Below are 18782 nucleotides of genomic sequence, written 5' to 3'. Positions count from 1 at the left end.
GCAAGCGTAGTCAAAAGAGAATGGCAGATGCAATCATTGCCATTGTTGTGAGAAATCCGACCATCCAAATCAGGCTACGCCAAGGGCGCCAGCCGAAATAGTAAGCCGGAACGTAGAGAACGCGGGCCGCGAGGTAGGTCCAAGCGCAGGCCGCGGAAAATCCGGTTGTTTTGTCCCCCAGCACGACCACAAGGACCGCGATGGTGAACATGATCAGCGCCTCGAAGTGGTTGTTCATGGCGCGGAAGAGGCGGCCCGTTTTGGTGCTGACCATCTCCATCAAGGGTTTGGTCAAACGGTCAGGGTCACGGGGGCTTGTTGTGACACCAGCGCCGAGTTCGAGGTTTGCACGGATCGACATCCAGCCAAACTGTAGGCCTTGCAGCAAAGCGGCATATGCGAGGGCTTCGAGTTCGGGGGTCATGAGTTCAATCGGTGCCTTTTGTTGAGAGGCCGGGGGGCTGTCTGCCCCCCGGACCCCCGGAGAGTTGTTAGTGCGAGGTGAAAGAGGCGGGGCCTCTTTGCCTTACAGGTCCATCAACAGACGGCGCGGATCTTCGAGGGCTTCCTTCACGCGAACGAGGAAGGTTACAGCGCCTTTGCCGTCAACGATGCGGTGATCGTAGGACAGAGCCAGATACATCATCGGGCGGATGACGACCTGACCGTTGATGGCCATCGGACGGTCCTGAATTTTGTGCATGCCGAGGATACCGGACTGGGGGGGGTTCAGGATGGGCGAGGACATCAGCGAGCCGTAGACGCCGCCGTTGGAGATGGTGAAGGTGCCGCCCTGCATTTCTGCCATGGACAGTTTGCCGTCACGTGCACGCGCGCCTTTGTCAGCGATCGCTTTTTCGATGTCAGCAAAGGACATCTGATCCGCGTCGTTGATAACCGGAACAACGAGGCCAGTCGGAGTGCCTGCAGCGATACCCATGTTTACGTAGTTTTTGTAAACGATATCGGTGCCGTCGATTTCGGCGTTCACTTCGGGCACTTCTTTCAGAGCGTGCACGCAAGCTTTGGTGAAGAAGGACATGAAGCCGAGTTTGACTTTGTGCTTCTTCTCGAACTGGTCTTTGTACTGGTTCCGCAGAGCCATCACTTCGGTCATGTCCACCTCGTTGTAGGTGGTGAGCATGGCGGCGGTGTTTTGCGACTCTTTCAGGCGGCGCGCGATGGTCTGGCGCAGCTTTGTCATTTTTACGCGCTCTTCGCGAGCAGCGTTTGCTTCAGAGCGCGGAGCGGCAGGCGCAGCAGGAGCCGCTGCTTTAGGTGCGTTAAGAGCGTTCAGAACGTCCTCTTTCATCACGCGGCCGTCTTTGCCTGTGCCAGCAACAGAGCCAGCGGCCATGTTGTTTTCAGCCATCAGTTTCTTTGCGGACGGTGCGTCCTCAACATCTTTGCCAGCAGGTGCAGCAGCAGCGGCGGCAGGAGCAGCAGCAGGAGCCGCCGCCTGCGGTGCAGGAGCAGCGCCTTCGCCTTCGTTGATGTGGGCGAGGAGGGCGTCAACACCAACGGTGTCGCCTTCGTTTGCGACGATATCGCCCATCACGCCAGCTGCCGGAGACGGCACTTCGACGGTGACCTTATCGGTTTCCAGCTCGCACAGCATTTCGTCAACGGCGACCGCATCACCCGGTTTTTTGAACCAAGTTGCGACGGTGGCTTCGGTGACGCTTTCGCCCAGAGTGGGCACGCGGACTTCGATGCTCATGGTTATTTTCCTTCGATGGTCAGCGCCTCGTTAACGAGGGCTTCTTGTTGGGCTTTGTGTTGGCTGGCCAGGCCCGTTGCGGGCGATGCCGATGGAGCGCGACCAGCGTAGACTGGACGCTTGTGTTTCGCTTTGATGCGGGTGAGGACCCATTCGATGTTGGGTTCAACAAAGGTCCATGCACCTTGGTTGCGCGGCTCTTCCTGACACCAAACCATTTCGGCGTCTTTAAAGCGCTCAAGCTCTTTCATCATCGACTGTGCTGGGAACGGGTAGAACTGTTCCAGACGCAGGATGTAGACATCGTCGATGCCGCGTGCGTCACGCTCTTCGAGGAGGTCGTAGTAGACCTTGCCCGAACACATTACGACACGCTTGATCTTGTCGTCAGAGACGAGGTTCGCTGTCGAACGACCGGTTTTCTTTTCGGTGTCCGCATCATCCCACAGAACGCGGTGGAACGACGAACCTTCGGCAAAGTCAGCCATATCCGAGACGCAGAGTTTGTGGCGCAGAAGCGATTTCGGCGTCATCAGAACCAGCGGCTTACGGAAATTGCGGTGCAATTGGCGACGCAGGATGTGGAAGTAGTTCGCTGGGGTCGAGCAGTTTGCAACGATCCAGTTGTCACCACCACAGAGCTGCAAGAAGCGCTCGAGGCGTGCGGAAGAGTGTTCCGGACCTTGGCCTTCGAAGCCGTGCGGCAGGAGCATCACGAGACCCGACATCCGGAGCCACTTCGATTCACCCGAACAGATGAACTGGTCGAACATGATCTGCGCGCCGTTTGCGAAGTCGCCGAACTGGGCTTCCCACATGGTCAGAGCGTTCGGTTCAGCCAGCGAGTAGCCGTATTCGAAGCCGAGAACCGCGTATTCGGACAGCATGGAGTCGATCACTTCGTACTGAGCCTGACCCTCGCGGATGTGGTTCAGCGGGTAGTAACGATCTTCGGTCTGCTGGTCGATGAAGGCCGAGTGACGCTGCGAGAAGGTGCCGCGTGTTGCGTCCTGACCCGACAGACGAACGGGGTAGCCTTCGAGCTGGAGCGAACCGAAAGCCAGCGCTTCTGCGGTTGCCCAGTCAAAGCCAGTGCCGCTGTCGAACATCGCCTTTTTCGCTTCGAGCTGACGACCCACAGTTTTGTGCAGGTTAAAGCCCTCAGGAACGGTGGTCAGAGCCTTACCAACTTCTTTCAGGGTCGCTTCTTTCACCGCGGTTTTGCCGCGCTGATATTTGCCCTGCTTCTGACGGTCCATGTGCGACCAACGGCCATCGAGCCAGTCAGCCTTGTTCGGTTTGTATTCGCGGCCTGCTTCGAACTCTTCGTTCAGAAGGGCTTGGAACTGGGCCTTCATATCCTCGATCTCGCCTTCGGGGATCAGGCCGTCTTTGACCAGACGCTCTGTGTAAAGCTGGAGCGTGGTTTTGTGCTTTTTGATGCGGTTGTACATCGCCGGGTTGGTGAACATCGGCTCGTCGCCTTCGTTGTGACCAAAGCGGCGGTAGCAGAAGATGTCGATGACAACGTCTTTGTGGAACTTCTGACGGAATTCGGTCGCAACTTTCGCAGCGTGAACAACAGCCTCTGGGTCGTCACCGTTCACGTGGAAAATCGGAGCTTCAACCACGAGTGCGTTGTCGGTCGGATAGGGCGACGAACGCGAGAAGTGCGGCGCAGTGGTGAACCCGATCTGGTTGTTCACAACGATGTGGATGGTGCCGCCGGTGCGGTGACCGCGCAGACCCGACAGGGCGAAACATTCAGCCACAACGCCCTGACCTGCGAATGCTGCGTCACCGTGCAGAAGGATCGGCAGAACCGAGTGACGGGTCTGGTCGTTCATCTGGTCGGTTTTCGCGCGTGCCTTACCCAGAACAACAGGGTTCACCGCCTCAAGGTGGGACGGGTTCGCGGTCAGCGAGAGGTGCACTTCGTTGCCGTCGAACGAACGGTCGGACGATGCGCCGAGGTGGTATTTCACGTCGCCCGAGCCATCAACGTCTTCGGGTTTGAACGAACCACCTTGGAATTCGTTAAAGATCGCGCGGTAAGGTTTGGACATCACGTTTGCCAGAACCGACAAACGACCACGGTGTGGCATACCGATGACGATTTCCTTCACACCCAGCGCGCCCCCGCGCTTGATGATCTGTTCCATCGCTGGGATGAGGCTTTCGCCGCCGTCCAGACCAAAGCGTTTGGTGCCCATGTATTTCACATGAAGGAACTTCTCAAAGCCTTCTGCTTCGACCAGTTTGTTCAGGATCGCCTTACGGCCATTCTGGGTAAACGTGATCTCTTTGCCGAAACCTTCGATCCGCTCTTTCAGCCAGCCCGCCTGTTCGGGATCGGAGATGTGCATGTATTGCAGGGCAAAGGTGCCGCAGTAGGTGCGGCGCACGATTGCCATGATTTCGTTCATGGTCGCAACTTCGAGACCCAGAACGTTGTCGATAAAGATCGGACGATCCATGTCCGCAGGCGTGAAGCCGTAGGATTTCGGATCAAGCTCTGGATGCGGAACGGTGTCGCGCATGCCCAGCGGATCGAGGTCAGCGATCAGGTGACCACGGATACGATAGGCGCGGATGATCATCAGCGCACGGATCGAGTCCAGAACCGCGAGGCGAACTTGATCTTCGGTGATCGACGCGCCTTTTTCGGCGGCTTTCGCTTTGATCTTGTCGCCAGCCGCTTTGGCGTCTGCAGGCCACTGGCCATCCAGCGCAGCGGTCAGGTCGTCGTTCGGAACCGGCGGCCAGTCATGGCGGGTCCACGATGCACCAGCGGCTTCGGCTTTTGCCTCAGACGGAGTGTCGCCAAGCGAAGCGAAGAAATCGCGCCAGCTTTCGTCGACTGCATTTGGGTTGTCAGCATAACGAGCGTAGAGCTGCTCAATATACTCCGCATTGTGGCCTTGCAGGAAGGAAGATGCGTGGAACACGTCGTTCGGGGATTGATCGTTCATAGTTTGAACCTCAGTTCGAGGGGGCGGGAATGGTCAGGCGCGTCAACACAGCGTTCGACGCGGCAAGGGGCGGGACTGGCTCTGTTTCGGGAACCAGTTGAATAACGTAGATAGCGGCTTCGGTGCCGTCGGCCTGCATGCCCGAGAGGGTCATCATGCGGTAGCCGTCCGTCACGGTGACTTCGTGGTCGTCGTCTTGATCGGCACCGTCAAAGAAGTTGTCGGTCAGGCGACTGTCAGGGAGCGCGATCGCGCACTCAACCATCAGATCGCCATTGTCGGCACGGTAGCCTGCGAGCAAAAGCGTAGCGCCTTCTTGTTCAAGGATCGCGCGACCTTCGGTCAGGGTGTTCGCATCGGGCAGGGCGGTGGACGCACGATAGGCCATGATCCCAGCCCAATCCGACGGCTGTTCGGGCACGTTGATCGGCAAGAACGCATCAGTCAGGCGAGCAATCGCCCCAACGCGGTCAGCCACATCAATCCAACCCTCAGAGGCGAGGCCATCGACGTAGGACACCTTACCATCACGCGTTTCGTAGCAGGTATCGAACGGAGGAGAGAGGCGATCGGGATCGTTCGACGCGCCATAGGCAAAGGCGCTGACGAGGATCAGACCAAGCGCGGCAATCAGCATCACAAACACACGAGGTGCGAGCGTTTCGCGCGAGGTCGAAAAATCGAAAATGGGGCGAAGGCGGCACATATCAGCAGCCTCCGCCAATAGCTTTGCCCGAAAATGCGCGACGAGCGGCCAGCACGAGGCTGACCGCTGCGTTTTGCATATGACGAGCACGCGGGCGCATCTTAGCCCTTGATCGCTTTCAGCACAGCTTCACCGAGGGTTGCAGGGCTGTCTGCAACGATGATGCCTGCCGACTTCATAGCTTCGATCTTGGACTCTGCGTCACCTTTGCCGCCAGCGACGATTGCGCCAGCGTGACCCATGCGACGGCCCGGAGGGGCTGTGCGGCCAGCGATGAAGCCAGCGGTCGGTTTCCAACGGCCTTTTTTGCGCTGTTCAGCGAGGAATGCTGCTGCTTCCTCTTCTGCAGAGCCACCGATTTCACCGATCATGATGATCGACTGGGTTTCCGGATCGTCAAGGAACATGTCCAGCACGTCGATGTGCTCTGTGCCTTTGATCGGGTCGCCACCGATACCAACAGCGGTCGACTGGCCGAGGCCGATGTCCGCAGTCTGTTTCACAGCTTCGTAAGTCAGGGTGCCCGAACGGGACACAACGCCAACCGAACCACGCTTGTGGATGTGGCCCGGCATAATGCCGATCTTACATGCGTCAGGGGTGATGATACCTGGGCAGTTCGGGCCGATCAGGCGCGACTTGGAGTCGATCAGCGCGCGCTTTACCTTCATCATGTCGAGCACCGGAATGCCCTCGGTGATGCAGACGATCAGTTCCATTTCAGCGTCGATCGCTTCGAGGATCGAGTCTGCTGCGAATGGCGGCGGAACGTAGATTACGGTCGCGTTTGCTTCGGTTTTTGCTTTCGCTTCGTGAACCGAGTCAAAAACTGGCAGGCCGAGGTGCTCTTGACCGCCTTTACCAGGGGTCACACCGCCAACCATTTTGGTGCCGTATGCGATTGCCTGTTCCGAGTGGAACGTGCCCTGCGAGCCGGTGAAGCCCTGGCAGATCACTTTGGTATTTTCGTTTACAAGGATTGCCATTGTTTTAGCCTTTCACCGCTTTCACGATTTTCTCTGCGCCGTCAGACAGGTTGTCAGCAGCGATAACGTCGAGGCCAGAGTTGTTGATGATCTCTTTGCCTTTTTCGACGTTGGTGCCTTCGAGACGAACAACCAGCGGAACCTTCAGACCAACTTCTTTCACAGCAGCGATAACGCCCTCTGCGATCACGTCGCAGCGCATGATGCCGCCGAAGATGTTGACGAGGATGCCTTTGACGTTCGGGTCAGAGGTGATGATTTTGAATGCTTCGGTCACTTTCTCTTTGGTCGCACCGCCACCTACGTCGAGGAAGTTAGCAGGCTCTGCACCGTAGAGTTTGATGATGTCCATGGTCGCCATAGCGAGACCAGCACCGTTCACCATGCAGCCGATTTCACCGTCGAGAGCGATGTAGTTCAGGTCGAATTTCGACGCTTCCAGCTCTTTCGGGTCTTCTTCGGTGGTGTCGCGCAGTTCTGCGATGTCAGGCTGGCGGTAGATCGCGTTGCCGTCGAAGCCAACTTTGGCGTCCAGCAGTTTCAGACTGCCCGAACCTTCGAGAACGATGAGCGGGTTGATTTCCAGCATCTCCATGTCTTTCTCGATGAAAGCTTTGTAGAGGATGCCCATCAGCTTAACGCATTCTTTGACCTGAGTGCCCGAGAGGCCCAGAGCGAAAGCAATGCGACGGCCATGGTAAGGCTGGTAGCCAGTTGCCGGATCAACAGAGAACGAGAGGATCTTCTCAGGGGTCGACGCAGCAACCTCTTCGATGTCCATGCCGCCTTCGGTCGAGCAAACGAACGAGACGCGCGAGGTCTGACGGTCGATCAACAGGGCGAGGTACAGTTCGCGCTCAATGTCGGAACCGTCTTCGATGTAGATGCGGTTCACCTGTTTGCCAGCCGGACCGGTCTGGTGGGTGACGAGGGTCTTGCCCAACATCTGTTTTGCCATTTCGGCAGCTTCTTCGACGGAGAAAGCGAGGCGAACGCCACCCTTTTCACCGGCTTCAGGCTCTACGAATTTGCCTTTGCCGCGGCCACCTGCGTGGATTTGCGACTTAACAACCCAGAGCGGGCCGTCGAGTTCGCCAGCTGCAGTTTTCGCATCTTCTGCTTTCAGAACGGGGCGACCGTCGGAGACGGGAGCGCCGTAGCTGCGCAGAAGCGCCTTGGCTTGGTATTCATGAATGTTCATCGAGTGTCCCTCGCTGTGCTTCGGTTTGTACCGTCTAAGCACATGATGACGGTGCAAAGAACGTTTATTTTTAGTGTGAGCGGTAAAATCCGACATTTGTGATCACAGGTTTTAAGGGTGTGATCACAAATGTTGCGTTGCGGCATTCGCCATGCGTGTAAAGGCGGATTCGACTGTGAAGAGTCGCAAATAGAAAAAGGGCGGCCCGAAGACCGCCCTTTGCAATTCAAATGTCGTGTCGATTAGGACAGCGACGGGTCGATTGCTTTACATGCTTCGATCAGACCTTTGACCGCATCAACCGACTTGTCGAACATCTCTTGCTCTTCTTTGTTGAGCTTGATGTCGATGACGCGTTCGATGCCGTTGCCGCCGATTACGGTCGGAACGCCAACGTACATACCTTTAACGCCGATTTCGCCGTCACAGTATGCTGCGCAAGGCAGAACGCGCTTCTGGTCTTTGAGGTAAGCTTCAGCCATTTCGATAGCCGAAGTTGCCGGTGCGTAGAATGCGGAGCCAGTTTTCAGCAGGCCAACGATCTCTGCGCCGCCGTCACGGGTGCGCTGAACGATTGCGTCCAGTTTGTCCTGAGTGGTCCAGCCCATCTCTACCAGATCCGGGAGCGGGATACCGCCAACGGTCGAGTAACGAACCGAAGGAACCATGGTGTCGCCGTGGCCGCCGAGAACGAATGCAGTAACGTCTTTCATGGAGACGTTGAATTCGGTCGCGAGGAAGTGGCTGAAACGAGCCGAGTCAAGAACGCCAGCCATGCCGACGACTTTCTTGGTGGGCAGGCCCGAGAACTGCTGTAGAGCCCAAACCATCGCGTCGAGCGGGTTGGTGATGCAGATTACAAATGCGTCCGGTGCGTGAGCTTTGATGCCTTCGCCAACCGATTTCATAACTTTGAGGTTGATGCCCAGCAGGTCATCACGGGACATGCCCGGTTTGCGGGGAACACCAGCAGTCACGATAACAACGTCTGCGCCAGCGATGTCAGCGTAGTCGTTCGAGCCTTTGAAAGAGCCGTCAAAGCCTTCCGACGGGCCGGATTCAGCGATGTCGAGGGCTTTGCCCTGCGGGGTGCCTTCTGCGATGTCGAAGAGAACAACATCACCGAGTTCCTTGATCGCTGCGAGGTGGGCGAGGGTGCCACCGATCTGGCCAGCGCCGATAAGGGCAATCTTGGGTCGAGCCATTTTTCCGTCCTTGATAGGGGTTGTGGTCGGCGCAAGGGGTAGTCTTTTGGAACGCCGCAATCAAGAGTGCTGCGATGCGGCAAAGGGTTTCGCCTGTTGTTAAAAGGATGTTTGCGCTAAAAAACGGCACACAATGGTATGCCGTGGCGGATTTTCACAGGGAATCACACGGGTGATTCTAGGAAAAACAGCATGGACGGGACTCTTTTTTGGGTTTTGGCGACTCTTTCGGCGATTTCCGTCGGGATGAGTAAGGGCGGCTTGCCTGTCGTCAGCAACCTCGCCGTTCCGCTCCTCGCCCTCGTTATCGATCCCGTGGTTGCGGCTGGTCTCTTGCTGCCCGTCTATATCGTCTCGGATGTGGTTGGTGTCTGGACCTATCGGCATGAATTTAACAAACGGGTCATCGTGATCATCTGTGCTGGGGCCACTGTCGGGGTCGCGATTGGTGGTTTGACGGCTAGCATCACGCCCAAAGGGTGGGTGACGATCCTCGTGGGTTTGATCGGCTTAGTGTTCGCCCTCAACCTTATTTGGCGCCGTAATCGCGAGGTTCCGGCAAAGGCACCCCATACGCCATCGGGTCTGTTTTGGGGTGTCCTGACGGGCTTTACCAGCTTTGTGAGCCACGCAGGTGGGCCGCCCTATCAGGTTTGGGTTCTGCCGCAGAAACTGTCAAAGCTCGCCTTTGCAGGCACGTCGACCATCGCCTTTGCCTACATCAATTGGATTAAGATGGTCCCTTACGTGATGCTCGGGCAGGTGAACTTTAGCAGCTTAAAGATTGCAGGGTTCCTCATGGTGCCTGCTGCGATCTCTGTTCTGATTGGTGCGCGTTTGGTGCGGATCCTCCCCGATGCGGCGTTTTTCAAAATCGTAACGGGCGCGCTTTTGCTGATTTCGGTAAAGCTGCTGTGGGACGGGTTCGGGCAGATTTAACCGTCTCATCCCAAAGTATCGCTGCGATGCGGCAAAAAGCCTGTTGAATGAATCGAATGGATGAGGTCATCTTTGCGCAACTTTATTGCGAGGAAGAATCATGACCGACCGTCCGTTCCGTTCAGCTCTGTATATCCCTGGCTCGAAAGAGCGTGCTTTGGAAAAGGCGCGGGGGCTTCCTGTCGACGCAATTCTCTTTGATCTTGAGGACGCTGTTGCGCCCGATGAAAAGGTAAACGCACGCCACACGCTGAAAGAGGCGCTGTATCAGGGCGGCTACGGGAACAAATACCGTGTCGTGCGGATCAATGGTCTGGATACCGAATGGGGCAAAGACGACGCTGCTGAAACGCTCGAGATGGAGTGTGATGCGGTTCTACTTCCCAAGGTGAATTCGACCGCTGACGTTGACGCGCTGGCCGCGATCATCGGGGATAAGAAAATCTGGGCGATGATGGAAACCCCGCTGGGGATCATCAACGCTGCCTCTATTGCAGCGCACCCGTCGATCGAAGGGTTCGTGCTAGGTACCAATGACCTCGCCAAAGACCTCAACACCCGCAAGGCTGAACGTCGTGAACCGCTGCTTTATGCGCTGCAAGCTGCGCTACTGGCGGCGAAGGCTTATGGCGTGATCACCATTGATGGCGTCTATAACGCGTTCAAAGATGACGAAGGCCTAAAGGTCGAGTGCGAACAGGGCCGTGACATGGGCTATGACGGCAAATCGCTCATCCACCCTGCACAGGTCGACATCGCAAACGCGGCCTTTGCCCCGACCGAAGCCGAGATTGAACTGGCCCAGCGTCAGATTGCGGCCTTTGAAGAAGCTGAGGCGCAGGGGCTTGGTGTTGCGGTTGTTGATGGCAAGATCGTTGAAAACCTGCATATTGTGACGGCGCGGGCAACTCTTGCCAAAGCTGCGGCAATCGCCGCGTTGGATAGTTAATTCGGGCGGAGCGTTCCGCCCAAAGGGGGCGGAATGATTCTACTGATATTGGGCGTATTGCTATGGAGCGGCGCACATCTCTTCAAACGACTGGCACCCGAACAGCGGGCGGCTATGGGCGACAAAGGGCGCGGTCCGATCGCGATCCTGCTCTTTGTGTCTGTCGGCTTGATGATTGTTGGCTATCGCATGTGGTGGGCCGATCTGGCCTATGCGCCACCCGCGTGGGGCAAAAATGCGAACAACACGCTGATGCTGGTGTCGATGTATCTCTTTGCGGCATCGGGCATGAAAACTGTCATCGCGCGCAAGATGCGTCATCCGATGCTGATCGGCGTCATTTTGTGGTCGGTCGCGCACCTTCTCGCCAATGGCGACTGGGCCTCGGTCGTGCTGTTTGGCGGCATGTTGATCTGGGCGGTGGTGTCCATCGCGCTGATCAACGCACAGAACCCCGTTTGGGAAAAACCAGCACCTGCGCCCAAGGGCAAAGAGATCGGCGCGGCGTTCGGGTCACTCTTGGTCTACGGCGTGATCGCCTATATCCATATCCTGCTGGGCTATATGCCCTTCGGTTAATGCCGCTGCCTAACGGGTCGCGGCCAGCACAGGACGCGACCCAATGATTGCCTATCGTTTTCTCTCCGAGGATGACACCTCGGCTTTCTGCCACAAGGTGACCGAAGCCCTCTCCAAGGGTTGGCGCCTGCATGGCGATCCCACCTATTCCTTTGATGCGGCCCGCGGCGTGATGCGCTGTGGTCAAGCCGTCGTGAAAGACGTGGACGCCGACTATTCCCCAGACATGAAGTTAGGACAGCTATGACCAAAACCAATTCAGGCCGCTTCTTCGAAGACTACAAAGTCGGTGATGTGATCCGTCATGCGGTGCCTCGCACCGTGGCCGAAGGCGAACGCGCACTCTATCACGCGCTCTACCCAGCGCGTCATGCGCTGTATTCGTCGGACGCTTTTGCTGCGGATTGCGGTCTGGATGGATCGCCCTTGGACGATCTAATCGCGTTCCACGTGGTGTTTGGTAAAACTGTGCCTGACGTATCGTTGAATGCGGTTGCGAACCTTGGTTATGCCGAAGGACGCTGGCTGGTTCCTGTCTATCCGGGTGATACACTGCGGTCGGAATCCCAAGTGATCGGGGTAAAGGAAAACTCCAACGGGAAAACAGGCGTCGTCTATGTGCGCACACGCGGGTTCAACCAAAACGACGAGGTTGTGCTGGAGTATGTCCGCTGGGTCATGGTCCGCAAGGGCAACCTCGATGCACCAGCGCCCAAAGCTGTTCTACCCGACCTGAAAAAGGTTCTATCGGTTGAGGATCTGGTCGTTCCCGAAGGTCTGACCTTTGACGACTATGACTTTGGCCTTGCTGGTGAAGCACACCGTTGGGGTGATTATGAGATCGGCGAAGTGATCGACCACGTTGATGGTGTGACCATCGAAGAAGCTGAACACATGATCGCAACGCGTCTGTGGCAGAACACGGCCAAGGTCCACTTTGACCTGACCTTCCGCCCCGAAGGTCGTTTGATCTACGGCGGCCACGTGATTTCGATGGCGCGGGCTTTGTCGTTCAATGGTCTGGCGAACGCGCAGATGATCGTTGGTCTGAACGGTGGCGCTCATGCGAACCCGTGTTTCGCGGGGACAACGGTTAAGGCGTGGTCCGAAGTTCTGGATAAGGCAGAGACCGATGTGCCGGGCGTTGGCGCCATTCGTCTGCGGTTGGTTGCGACCAGTGACGGGTCGGTTGGTCAGTTGAAGGGCGAGGATGGTAAATATCTTCCAGGTGTCCTCCTTGACCTCGACTATTGGGCGCTGATGCCGATCTAAAACGCAAAACAGGGGCGTGACGCGAGTCGCGCCTCTGTTTCTTTATAGTTTCTGTCGGGAATTGGTTTTGTGATCACAGGTTAAAATTACGTGATCACAAACCGTTCTGTTAACGCTAAAACAGACATTTTTTGGGGTATCACCCTGATTGGATAGCGTGACAGAGCGGGAATTATACGTCAGAACAGACAGCGATGGCCCGTGTGCGCCTGCGTGCATGGCTGCCCAAATCCAAAGGGGACCCACATGGCTGAAAAATCCAAGGGCGTTGAACGTCCGCTTTCGCCTTTCATGATCGGCCCGTACTACCGGCCACAGTTGACTTCGATGACGTCGATCCTGACGCGCATCACCGGTAACGCACTGATCGTTTCGACGCTTCTGGTCGTTTGGTGGCTGTTCGCCGCAGCGACGTCGGAAAGCTACTTTAACTTTGCAAACGCTATCCTGACCTCTTTCGTGGGTGACGTTGTGATGACCCTCTCGGCGCTGGGCATCTGGTACCACTTCCTCGCTGGTCTGCGTCACCTCTACTTTGATGCGGGTCACGGGATGGACATCCCAACCGCTGAAAAGCTGGGCTGGGCCTGCATCATCGGGTCGGTCGTTCTGACCATCCTGACCATCGTGATCGTGTAAGGAGAACGGGATGCGTTATCTAACCGACCGTAAACGTGCCGTAGGCAAAGGCGCTTCGGGCACTGGCACCGAGCATCACCGCTACATGCAAGTGAGCGCTGTTGGCCTCGCGCTGATCGTGCCGACCTTCCTCTATATCTTTGGCCATGCGCTGGGCAGCGACTATGCGACTGTTCAGGCGACCTTTGCTCGTCCGATCCCTGCGATCCTAACGGGCCTCGTTCTGGTTTTCGGCCTGAAACACTTTAACGCTGGTTTCCAGATGATGATCGAAGACTACGCCCGCGGCACCGCCCGCAAGGCGTCAGTTATTTTCATGACCGCCTTCACTTATGCTCTGATGGCAACGGGCCTGTTCGCGCTCGCGAAGCTGGCTCTGTAAGGAATACGACCGATGGCATCATACGAATACGAAGTTCACGAATACGACGTGGTAGTTGTCGGCGCTGGCGGCGCTGGCCTCCGCGCGACCCTCGGCATGGCCGAACAGGGTCTGCGCACTGCGTGTATCTCCAAAGTTTTCCCGACCCGTTCGCACACTGTTGCGGCGCAGGGCGGTATCGCGGCATCGCTGGGCAACATGGGTCCGGACAGCTGGCAGTGGCACATGTTTGACACTGTTAAGGGCTCTGACTGGCTCGGTGATACCGATGCGATGGAATACCTCGCACGCGAAGCCCCCAAAGCGGTTTACGAGCTGGAGCACTACGGCGTTCCGTTCTCGCGCACCGAAGAAGGCAAAATCTATCAGCGTCCGTTCGGTGGTCACACCACTGAATTCGGTGACGGCCCACCCGTTCAGCGCACCTGTGCTGCGGCTGACCGCACCGGTCACGCGATCCTGCACACGCTCTACGGCCAATCGCTGAAGAACAACGCAGAGTTCTACATCGAATACTTTGCGATCGACCTCATCATGTCCGAAGACGGTCAGTGCACTGGCGTTGTGTGCTGGAAGCTCGACGACGGCACGTTCCACGTCTTCAATGCAAAGATGGTCGTTCTGGCAACGGGTGGCTATGGCCGCGCATACTTCTCTGCGACTTCGGCGCACACCTGTACGGGTGACGGCGGCGGCATGGTGGCTCGCGCTGGTCTGGCTCTGCAGGATATGGAATTCGTTCAGTTCCACCCGACTGGTATCTACGGCTCCGGCTGTCTGATCACCGAAGGTGCACGTGGCGAAGGCGGTTACCTGACCAACTCCGAAGGCGAGCGTTTCATGGAGCGTTATGCGCCCCAGTACAAAGACCTCGCACCGCGTGACTACGTTTCCCGCTCGATGACCATGGAAATCCGCGAAGGCCGTGGCGTAGGTAAAGATGGCGATCACATCCACCTGCACCTCAACCACCTTCCTGCGGCGGCTCTTGCAGAACGTCTGCCGGGTATTTCCGAGTCCGCGAAAATCTTTGCTGGTGTTGATGTGACCAAAGAGCCGATCCCGGTTCTGCCGACGGTTCACTACAACATGGGCGGTATTCCGACTAACTACTGGGGCGAAGTGCTGAACCCGACCGCGAAAGACCCGAACGCTGTTGTTCCGGGCCTGATGGCTGTTGGTGAAGCTGGCTGTGCTTCGGTTCACGGTGCAAACCGTCTGGGTTCGAACTCTCTGATCGACCTCGTTGTGTTTGGTCGTGCGGCTGCGATCCGCGCTGGTAAGGTTGTGAACCCAGACAGCGCGAACCCGACCCTGAACCAAGCGTCCATCGACAAAGCGTTCGATCGTTTCGACGGTCTGCGTCACGCGAAGGGCAACATGGCAACTGCGGAACTGCGTCTCGAGATGCAGAAAACAATGCAGTCGGATGCAGCTGTGTTCCGTACCGCTGAAACCATGAAAGAAGGCGTCGAGAAGATGACCGCCATCGCTGCGAAAATGGATGACCTGTCGGTCACCGACCGCAGCTTGGTCTGGAACTCTGACCTGATGGAAACGCTCGAGCTGGCAAACCTTATGCCGAACGCTCTGGCCACCATCCATGGCGCTGAGGCACGTAAGGAATCCCGCGGTGCGCACGCACACGAGGACTTCCCGACCCGTGACGACGAAAACTGGCGTGTGCACACCATTTCCCGCGTTGATGGGAACAAGGTGGACCTGACATATCGTCCGGTTGTCGTCGATCCGCTCACCACTGAAGCGGAAGGCGGTATCAGCCTCAAGAAGATCGCGCCGAAAGCACGGACGTTCTAATGCGGTTCGCGTTTGTTGCATTGGCTGTTGTCGCAGGCCCCTTGCTCGCTGGTTGTGGCGAGCAGGTCCTGTCGATGACGCCAGCGACCTCGGTCGCGGAATGCCAAGCGCAATATGACGCGGCCTTGAACCGTCCGAACTATTCGTCGTCTGGCGCTGGTGCCCTGTTTGGCCGTTCGGTTTCGCGGGGTATCCTCGAGGGCGCGTTTAACCAGTGTGTTGCGCGTGTTGGCGGGACTGTCGGGGCTACGCCCGAAGCGGTCTGGATCGTCGATGCGCCGCAAACGTCGACTGTGCCTGTCGCGTCGTCCACCAGCTGTTTGCCAGGTGGGGCGGCCTTGCAAGGGGGGGTAGGATATTGCGTGCTGCGTTGATCCTCTGCCTTCTGGCCTTGTCTGCCTGTGGTCCGATGTCGCCCGAAAAGGCGGCGGAAAGATGCGAAGAGCGGGCGCGTATGGCGCAAGGTCCTACCGGACATCTGACGCTTGGCGTAAACTCGTCCACAGGGGGCTATGTTGGTGGGTCAATCGGGGTTTCGTCCGATTACCTACGCGGTGCCGATCCAATGCTGGTCTACGAACGTTGTGTCGTTGACCTCACTGGACAGGACCCAATCCGACAGCCGGACCTGCGTGAATGAAAAGGATGACAGGCATGAAACGGATTATCGCACTAGGGACCATCGTTGCCGCTCTGGCAGGATGCACCACTGACAACATGGCAGAGATGACGGCAGAGGCAAAAACTGACGCCGCTCGCGCTGTTGTGGTCCCCATTGTGATGAACACCGAACTGCCCGGAGGTCACACGATCCCCGAATCCATCGCCACGGCTATGACCACCTGCATCATCGAAAACTCGACCGATGTAGAACTGACGGCTCTTGCCGCAGCGGCCGTAACCGGACCTACCGCAGACACCAATTACATGGTGTCCAATATTCTCAGCCGTTCCTCCACGACCGCCTGTGCGTCTCGCGCACTAACGGGCGGCGCGGGGGCATGACCTTAATCGCAGGAGCCTAAACCCATGGTTCAACTTACGCTTCCCAAGAACAGCCGTCTGACCGTCGGCAAAACCTGGCCCAAGCCCGAAGGTGCAACGAACCTCCGGTCGTTCCAGATTTACCGCTGGAACCCTGACGACGGGAAAAACCCGCGCATCGACACCTATTTCGTCGATATGGACGATTGCGGTCCGATGGTTCTGGACGGCCTGATCTACATTAAGAACAAGATCGACCCGACCCTGACGTTCCGCCGTTCGTGCCGTGAAGGTATCTGTGGCTCTTGCGCGATGAACATCGACGGGATCAACACGCTGGCCTGTATCTACGGTCTCGATGAGATCAAGGGCGACGTTAAGATCAACCCGCTGCCGCACATGCCAGTGGTCAAGGACCTTATTCCTGACCTCACCCACTTCTACGCACAGCACGCGTCGATCATGCCATGGCTGGAAACCAAAACCAACCGGCCGGCAAAAGAATGGCGCCAGTCGATCGAGGATCGCAAGAAACTCGACGGTCTGTATGAGTGCGTTATGTGCGCATCCTGCTCGACCTCCTGCCCGAGCTACTGGTGGAACTCTGATAAATACCTCGGACCTGCTGCGCTGCTCCACGCATATCGCTGGATCATCGACAGCCGTGATGAGGCAACCGGCGAGCGTCTGGACGAGTTGGAAGATCCGTTCAAACTCTACCGCTGCCACACCATCATGAACTGCGCAAAAACCTGTCCGAAGGGTCTTAACCCTGCGAAGGCAATTGCGAGCATCAAGAAGATGTTGGTCGATCGCCAAGGCTAATTGCCAGCGATTGCACGCTAAAGGTGAGGGCCCTGCCATGTGCAGGGCCTTTTGCGTTTCTGCCATGCAGCGTAATCATGCTGCATATGCAAAAAGATAAGTTAATACTCGTTCGTATAGTGCTATGATGTGGTCAGGGCGGAGTATCGAGTGATTGGAGCCTATGATGAACATCGCCATTCGAAATCCAGAGGCTGCTGCAAAAATCGTTCTATCGACTGACGCGATGGAGCAGTGGATTGGATATTACACTTACGAAAAACCTAAGAAGATCAAAGCTGTGCGGAATTTACCCGTATTGGATCAAATGTTCGCTTATTACGACGCATGATCCAGCCATGACTTTAGACTAAAAAGCCCCGGATGATCCGGGGCTTTATTGTTTTATCCGTTGCGGTGTGCGCGATAGGTGCTCGCGTTCGGGCAGAAGGTCATATCTTCGGCAGAGGCACCCTTGGCCAGAGCGGATTTGCAGGCGCCGTTTTTGCCGCAATAGGCGCAGCGACGCGCAACTTCAATCTGTTCACCAGAGGCGCGTAGGCTGTCGACCTTCACGTCAAAAAGCCCAGCCATCGCTTCCATTCGCTCAACCTGCTCGGCTGGCATGTTTGCGATCTTTCGCATTTCACCACGTGTGAGGTGCAGTTCGTTCACCGCGTTCAAATCTGGGTTAATGGCATCTTGTTCGATGCGCGCCTGTTCACGGACGTGATCAACAATTTCGGATACGTAAGACATTGGGTGGCACTCCAAATTGGGAACTGTGGCCATTTGAATCCAAAGCGGGGGAATAAACTTGATTGGGATCAAATTGGGCGGGATATTGAGGGTCGATCACTCAGATAGGTTCAAAACGTGTCAAATATCCCAGAAGATGCAGAAAAACGGCGCGCTATCGCTCCGGTAATCTGTTACCCGACCGAAACTTTGCCACGCCCAGCGATGGATTTGTATCGCGCGGCGCTCGACTCGGCTGTCGAAGGGCCCGTGGTCATCGTGCCGCCTCGCGATGCCGCGACGATCCGCGTGCCTGCTGGGTCGTTCCTGCGCATCGGCTGCCCTGAGGGGCCTCAGGTCGGTGATTTGAACCTGTTCAACGCGCAGAATCTGGACGAGCGGTTCTATTCTGGGAAAACGCGCGCACTCCACGGTACGCATGTGACCGAAGGCGATCAGCTCTGGTCCTGTTTCCCCTATCTGCGTCCAATGGCGACCGTCGTAGTGGACAGCCTTGCATGGTATGGCGCGGATGAATTTGGTGGGCGTGTGCATGACGTGATCGGCACGCGATGCGACCCCTACACGGGCCGTGCCTTGGGCGGGGATCACTACCACTATTGCTGTCATTCAAACCTGACGCGTGCCTTGGCAGATGATCAAGGCGTGAGCCTGACCGAGGCCGAACCGCGTGTGCACGATGTGCTGAACGTGTTCATGTGCACAGGCTTTACCCGCGATACGGGCCAGTATTTCATGAAGGCCAGTCCTGTGCGCAAAGGCGATCACCTCGATCTCTTTGCGGAGGTCGATCTGCTGGCGGTGCTGAGTGCCTGCCCAGGTGGGGATTGTGGATCGGAACATTCGTCCGATACAGCGGCCTGCTAT

Annotated in this window: 22 protein-coding genes; 14 read left to right on the top strand and 8 right to left on the bottom strand. The window is 57.0% G+C overall.

Annotation, left to right across the window (positions count from 1 at the left end; genetic code table 11):
* Nucleotides 1–10: 10 nt before the first annotated feature.
* The 7 genes from AC07ED_RS11960 to mdh all read right to left on the bottom strand — a co-directional run bounded on the left by AC07ED_RS11960 (nt 11) and on the right by mdh (nt 8790).
* Nucleotides 11–424 carry an MAPEG family protein gene (locus tag AC07ED_RS11960; protein WP_105234299.1) on the bottom strand — a complete coding sequence of 138 codons (414 nt, stop codon included), beginning with the start codon at nt 422–424 and terminating at the stop codon, nt 11–13.
* Nucleotides 425–526: 102 nt separating this feature from the next.
* Nucleotides 527–1720, bottom strand: coding sequence for a 2-oxoglutarate dehydrogenase complex dihydrolipoyllysine-residue succinyltransferase (gene odhB, locus AC07ED_RS11955; RefSeq protein WP_105234300.1), 1194 nt, complete (start codon nt 1718–1720; stop codon nt 527–529).
* Nucleotides 1721–1722: 2 nt separating this feature from the next.
* A complete protein-coding gene (locus tag AC07ED_RS11950; protein WP_105234301.1) occupies nt 1723–4692 on the bottom strand; it encodes a 2-oxoglutarate dehydrogenase E1 component in 2970 nt (989 codons plus the stop codon).
* Nucleotides 4693–4702: 10 nt separating this feature from the next.
* The gene (locus AC07ED_RS11945; RefSeq protein WP_105234302.1) at nt 4703–5398 is read right to left on the bottom strand and encodes a hypothetical protein; all 696 of its coding nucleotides are present in this window, start codon (nt 5396–5398) and stop codon (nt 4703–4705) included.
* A gap of 101 nt (nt 5399–5499) precedes the next feature.
* A complete protein-coding gene (sucD, locus tag AC07ED_RS11940) occupies nt 5500–6384 on the bottom strand; it encodes a succinate--CoA ligase subunit alpha (protein ID WP_067550686.1) in 885 nt (294 codons plus the stop codon).
* A 4-nt stretch (nt 6385–6388) separates the two neighbouring features.
* Entirely contained in the window at nt 6389–7585 is a 1197-nt protein-coding gene (gene sucC, locus AC07ED_RS11935; RefSeq protein WP_067550685.1) for an ADP-forming succinate--CoA ligase subunit beta, read from the bottom strand.
* 242 nt (nt 7586–7827) lie between these two features.
* A complete protein-coding gene (gene mdh, locus AC07ED_RS11930) occupies nt 7828–8790 on the bottom strand; it encodes a malate dehydrogenase (protein WP_067550684.1) in 963 nt (320 codons plus the stop codon).
* 192 nt (nt 8791–8982) lie between these two features.
* Here mdh and AC07ED_RS11925 point away from each other — a divergent pair, with 192 nt between their 5' ends.
* The 13 genes from AC07ED_RS11925 (at nt 8983) to AC07ED_RS11865 (ending at nt 17508) form a co-directional block, all read left to right on the top strand.
* Nucleotides 8983–9729: a sulfite exporter TauE/SafE family protein gene (locus tag AC07ED_RS11925; RefSeq protein ID WP_105234303.1), complete on the top strand. Its 747-nt coding sequence runs from the start codon at nt 8983–8985 to the stop codon at nt 9727–9729.
* 100 nt (nt 9730–9829) lie between these two features.
* Entirely contained in the window at nt 9830–10678 is an 849-nt protein-coding gene (locus tag AC07ED_RS11920) for an HpcH/HpaI aldolase/citrate lyase family protein (RefSeq protein WP_105234304.1), read from the top strand.
* A gap of 33 nt (nt 10679–10711) precedes the next feature.
* Nucleotides 10712–11257, top strand: coding sequence for an NnrU family protein (locus AC07ED_RS11915; protein ID WP_105234305.1), 546 nt, complete (start codon nt 10712–10714; stop codon nt 11255–11257).
* A 43-nt stretch (nt 11258–11300) separates the two neighbouring features.
* A complete protein-coding gene (locus AC07ED_RS11910; protein ID WP_105234306.1) occupies nt 11301–11504 on the top strand; it encodes a DUF1737 domain-containing protein in 204 nt (67 codons plus the stop codon).
* Nucleotides 11501–12529, top strand: coding sequence for a MaoC family dehydratase (locus tag AC07ED_RS11905; protein WP_105234307.1), 1029 nt, complete (start codon nt 11501–11503; stop codon nt 12527–12529). Before AC07ED_RS11910 ends, AC07ED_RS11905 begins: the two co-directional genes overlap by 4 nt.
* Before the next feature lie 246 nt (nt 12530–12775).
* On the top strand, nt 12776–13168 hold the full coding sequence (gene sdhC, locus AC07ED_RS11900; protein ID WP_105234308.1) for a succinate dehydrogenase, cytochrome b556 subunit: 393 nt from the start codon (nt 12776–12778) through the stop codon (nt 13166–13168).
* Between the two features lie 10 nt (nt 13169–13178).
* On the top strand, nt 13179–13550 hold the full coding sequence (gene sdhD / locus AC07ED_RS11895) for a succinate dehydrogenase, hydrophobic membrane anchor protein (RefSeq protein ID WP_067550677.1): 372 nt from the start codon (nt 13179–13181) through the stop codon (nt 13548–13550).
* A 12-nt stretch (nt 13551–13562) separates the two neighbouring features.
* Nucleotides 13563–15368: a succinate dehydrogenase flavoprotein subunit gene (gene sdhA / locus AC07ED_RS11890; protein WP_067550676.1), complete on the top strand. Its 1806-nt coding sequence runs from the start codon at nt 13563–13565 to the stop codon at nt 15366–15368.
* The gene (locus AC07ED_RS11885; protein WP_105234309.1) at nt 15368–15742 is read left to right on the top strand and encodes a hypothetical protein; all 375 of its coding nucleotides are present in this window, start codon (nt 15368–15370) and stop codon (nt 15740–15742) included. Before sdhA ends, AC07ED_RS11885 begins: the two co-directional genes overlap by 1 nt.
* Complete coding sequence (locus AC07ED_RS11880; protein ID WP_105234310.1) at nt 15727–16008, top strand: hypothetical protein; 282 nt, start codon at nt 15727–15729, stop codon at nt 16006–16008. The genes AC07ED_RS11885 and AC07ED_RS11880 overlap by 16 nt, the downstream gene beginning before the upstream one ends.
* A gap of 14 nt (nt 16009–16022) precedes the next feature.
* Nucleotides 16023–16373: a hypothetical protein gene (locus AC07ED_RS11875; RefSeq protein WP_105234311.1), complete on the top strand. Its 351-nt coding sequence runs from the start codon at nt 16023–16025 to the stop codon at nt 16371–16373.
* 24 nt (nt 16374–16397) lie between these two features.
* Nucleotides 16398–17177: a succinate dehydrogenase iron-sulfur subunit gene (locus tag AC07ED_RS11870; RefSeq protein WP_105234312.1), complete on the top strand. Its 780-nt coding sequence runs from the start codon at nt 16398–16400 to the stop codon at nt 17175–17177.
* Between the two features lie 166 nt (nt 17178–17343).
* Entirely contained in the window at nt 17344–17508 is a 165-nt protein-coding gene (locus AC07ED_RS11865; RefSeq protein WP_158664470.1) for a hypothetical protein, read from the top strand.
* A gap of 53 nt (nt 17509–17561) precedes the next feature.
* On the opposite strand, the gene AC07ED_RS11860 is transcribed toward AC07ED_RS11865, so the two are convergent.
* Nucleotides 17562–17915, bottom strand: a complete 354-nt coding sequence (locus AC07ED_RS11860; protein ID WP_105234313.1) for a DUF6455 family protein — start codon at nt 17913–17915, stop codon at nt 17562–17564.
* Nucleotides 17916–18032: 117 nt separating this feature from the next.
* On the opposite strand from AC07ED_RS11860, the gene AC07ED_RS11855 reads away from it, so the two are divergent.
* A partial coding sequence (locus tag AC07ED_RS11855; protein WP_478242231.1) for an urea carboxylase-associated family protein occupies nt 18033–18782 on the top strand: 750 nt, incomplete at its 3' end.

Source organism: Aestuarium zhoushanense (genome assembly GCF_056431045.1).
This window is presented reverse-complemented; position numbering and strand designations above follow the sequence as displayed.

Bases quoted from the DNA above. Each gene is read 5' to 3' on its own strand.
- AC07ED_RS11960 (WP_105234299.1), bottom strand. From the start codon at position 424: ATGACCCCCGAACTCGAAGCCCTCGCATATGCCGCTTTGCTGCAAGGC.
- odhB (WP_105234300.1), bottom strand. From the start codon at position 1,720: ATGAGCATCGAAGTCCGCGTGCCCACTCTGGGCGAAAGCGTCACCGAA.
- AC07ED_RS11950 (WP_105234301.1), bottom strand. From the start codon at position 4,692: ATGAACGATCAATCCCCGAACGACGTGTTCCACGCATCTTCCTTCCTG.
- AC07ED_RS11945 (WP_105234302.1), bottom strand. From the start codon at position 5,398: ATGTGCCGCCTTCGCCCCATTTTCGATTTTTCGACCTCGCGCGAAACG.
- sucD (WP_067550686.1), bottom strand. From the start codon at position 6,384: ATGGCAATCCTTGTAAACGAAAATACCAAAGTGATCTGCCAGGGCTTC.
- sucC (WP_067550685.1), bottom strand. From the start codon at position 7,585: ATGAACATTCATGAATACCAAGCCAAGGCGCTTCTGCGCAGCTACGGC.
- mdh (WP_067550684.1), bottom strand. From the start codon at position 8,790: ATGGCTCGACCCAAGATTGCCCTTATCGGCGCTGGCCAGATCGGTGGC.
- AC07ED_RS11925 (WP_105234303.1), top strand. From the start codon at position 8,983: ATGGACGGGACTCTTTTTTGGGTTTTGGCGACTCTTTCGGCGATTTCC.
- AC07ED_RS11920 (WP_105234304.1), top strand. From the start codon at position 9,830: ATGACCGACCGTCCGTTCCGTTCAGCTCTGTATATCCCTGGCTCGAAA.
- AC07ED_RS11915 (WP_105234305.1), top strand. From the start codon at position 10,712: ATGATTCTACTGATATTGGGCGTATTGCTATGGAGCGGCGCACATCTC.
- AC07ED_RS11910 (WP_105234306.1), top strand. From the start codon at position 11,301: ATGATTGCCTATCGTTTTCTCTCCGAGGATGACACCTCGGCTTTCTGC.
- AC07ED_RS11905 (WP_105234307.1), top strand. From the start codon at position 11,501: ATGACCAAAACCAATTCAGGCCGCTTCTTCGAAGACTACAAAGTCGGT.
- sdhC (WP_105234308.1), top strand. From the start codon at position 12,776: ATGGCTGAAAAATCCAAGGGCGTTGAACGTCCGCTTTCGCCTTTCATG.
- sdhD (WP_067550677.1), top strand. From the start codon at position 13,179: ATGCGTTATCTAACCGACCGTAAACGTGCCGTAGGCAAAGGCGCTTCG.
- sdhA (WP_067550676.1), top strand. From the start codon at position 13,563: ATGGCATCATACGAATACGAAGTTCACGAATACGACGTGGTAGTTGTC.
- AC07ED_RS11885 (WP_105234309.1), top strand. From the start codon at position 15,368: ATGCGGTTCGCGTTTGTTGCATTGGCTGTTGTCGCAGGCCCCTTGCTC.
- AC07ED_RS11875 (WP_105234311.1), top strand. From the start codon at position 16,023: ATGAAACGGATTATCGCACTAGGGACCATCGTTGCCGCTCTGGCAGGA.
- AC07ED_RS11870 (WP_105234312.1), top strand. From the start codon at position 16,398: ATGGTTCAACTTACGCTTCCCAAGAACAGCCGTCTGACCGTCGGCAAA.
- AC07ED_RS11865 (WP_158664470.1), top strand. From the start codon at position 17,344: ATGAACATCGCCATTCGAAATCCAGAGGCTGCTGCAAAAATCGTTCTA.
- AC07ED_RS11860 (WP_105234313.1), bottom strand. From the start codon at position 17,915: ATGTCTTACGTATCCGAAATTGTTGATCACGTCCGTGAACAGGCGCGC.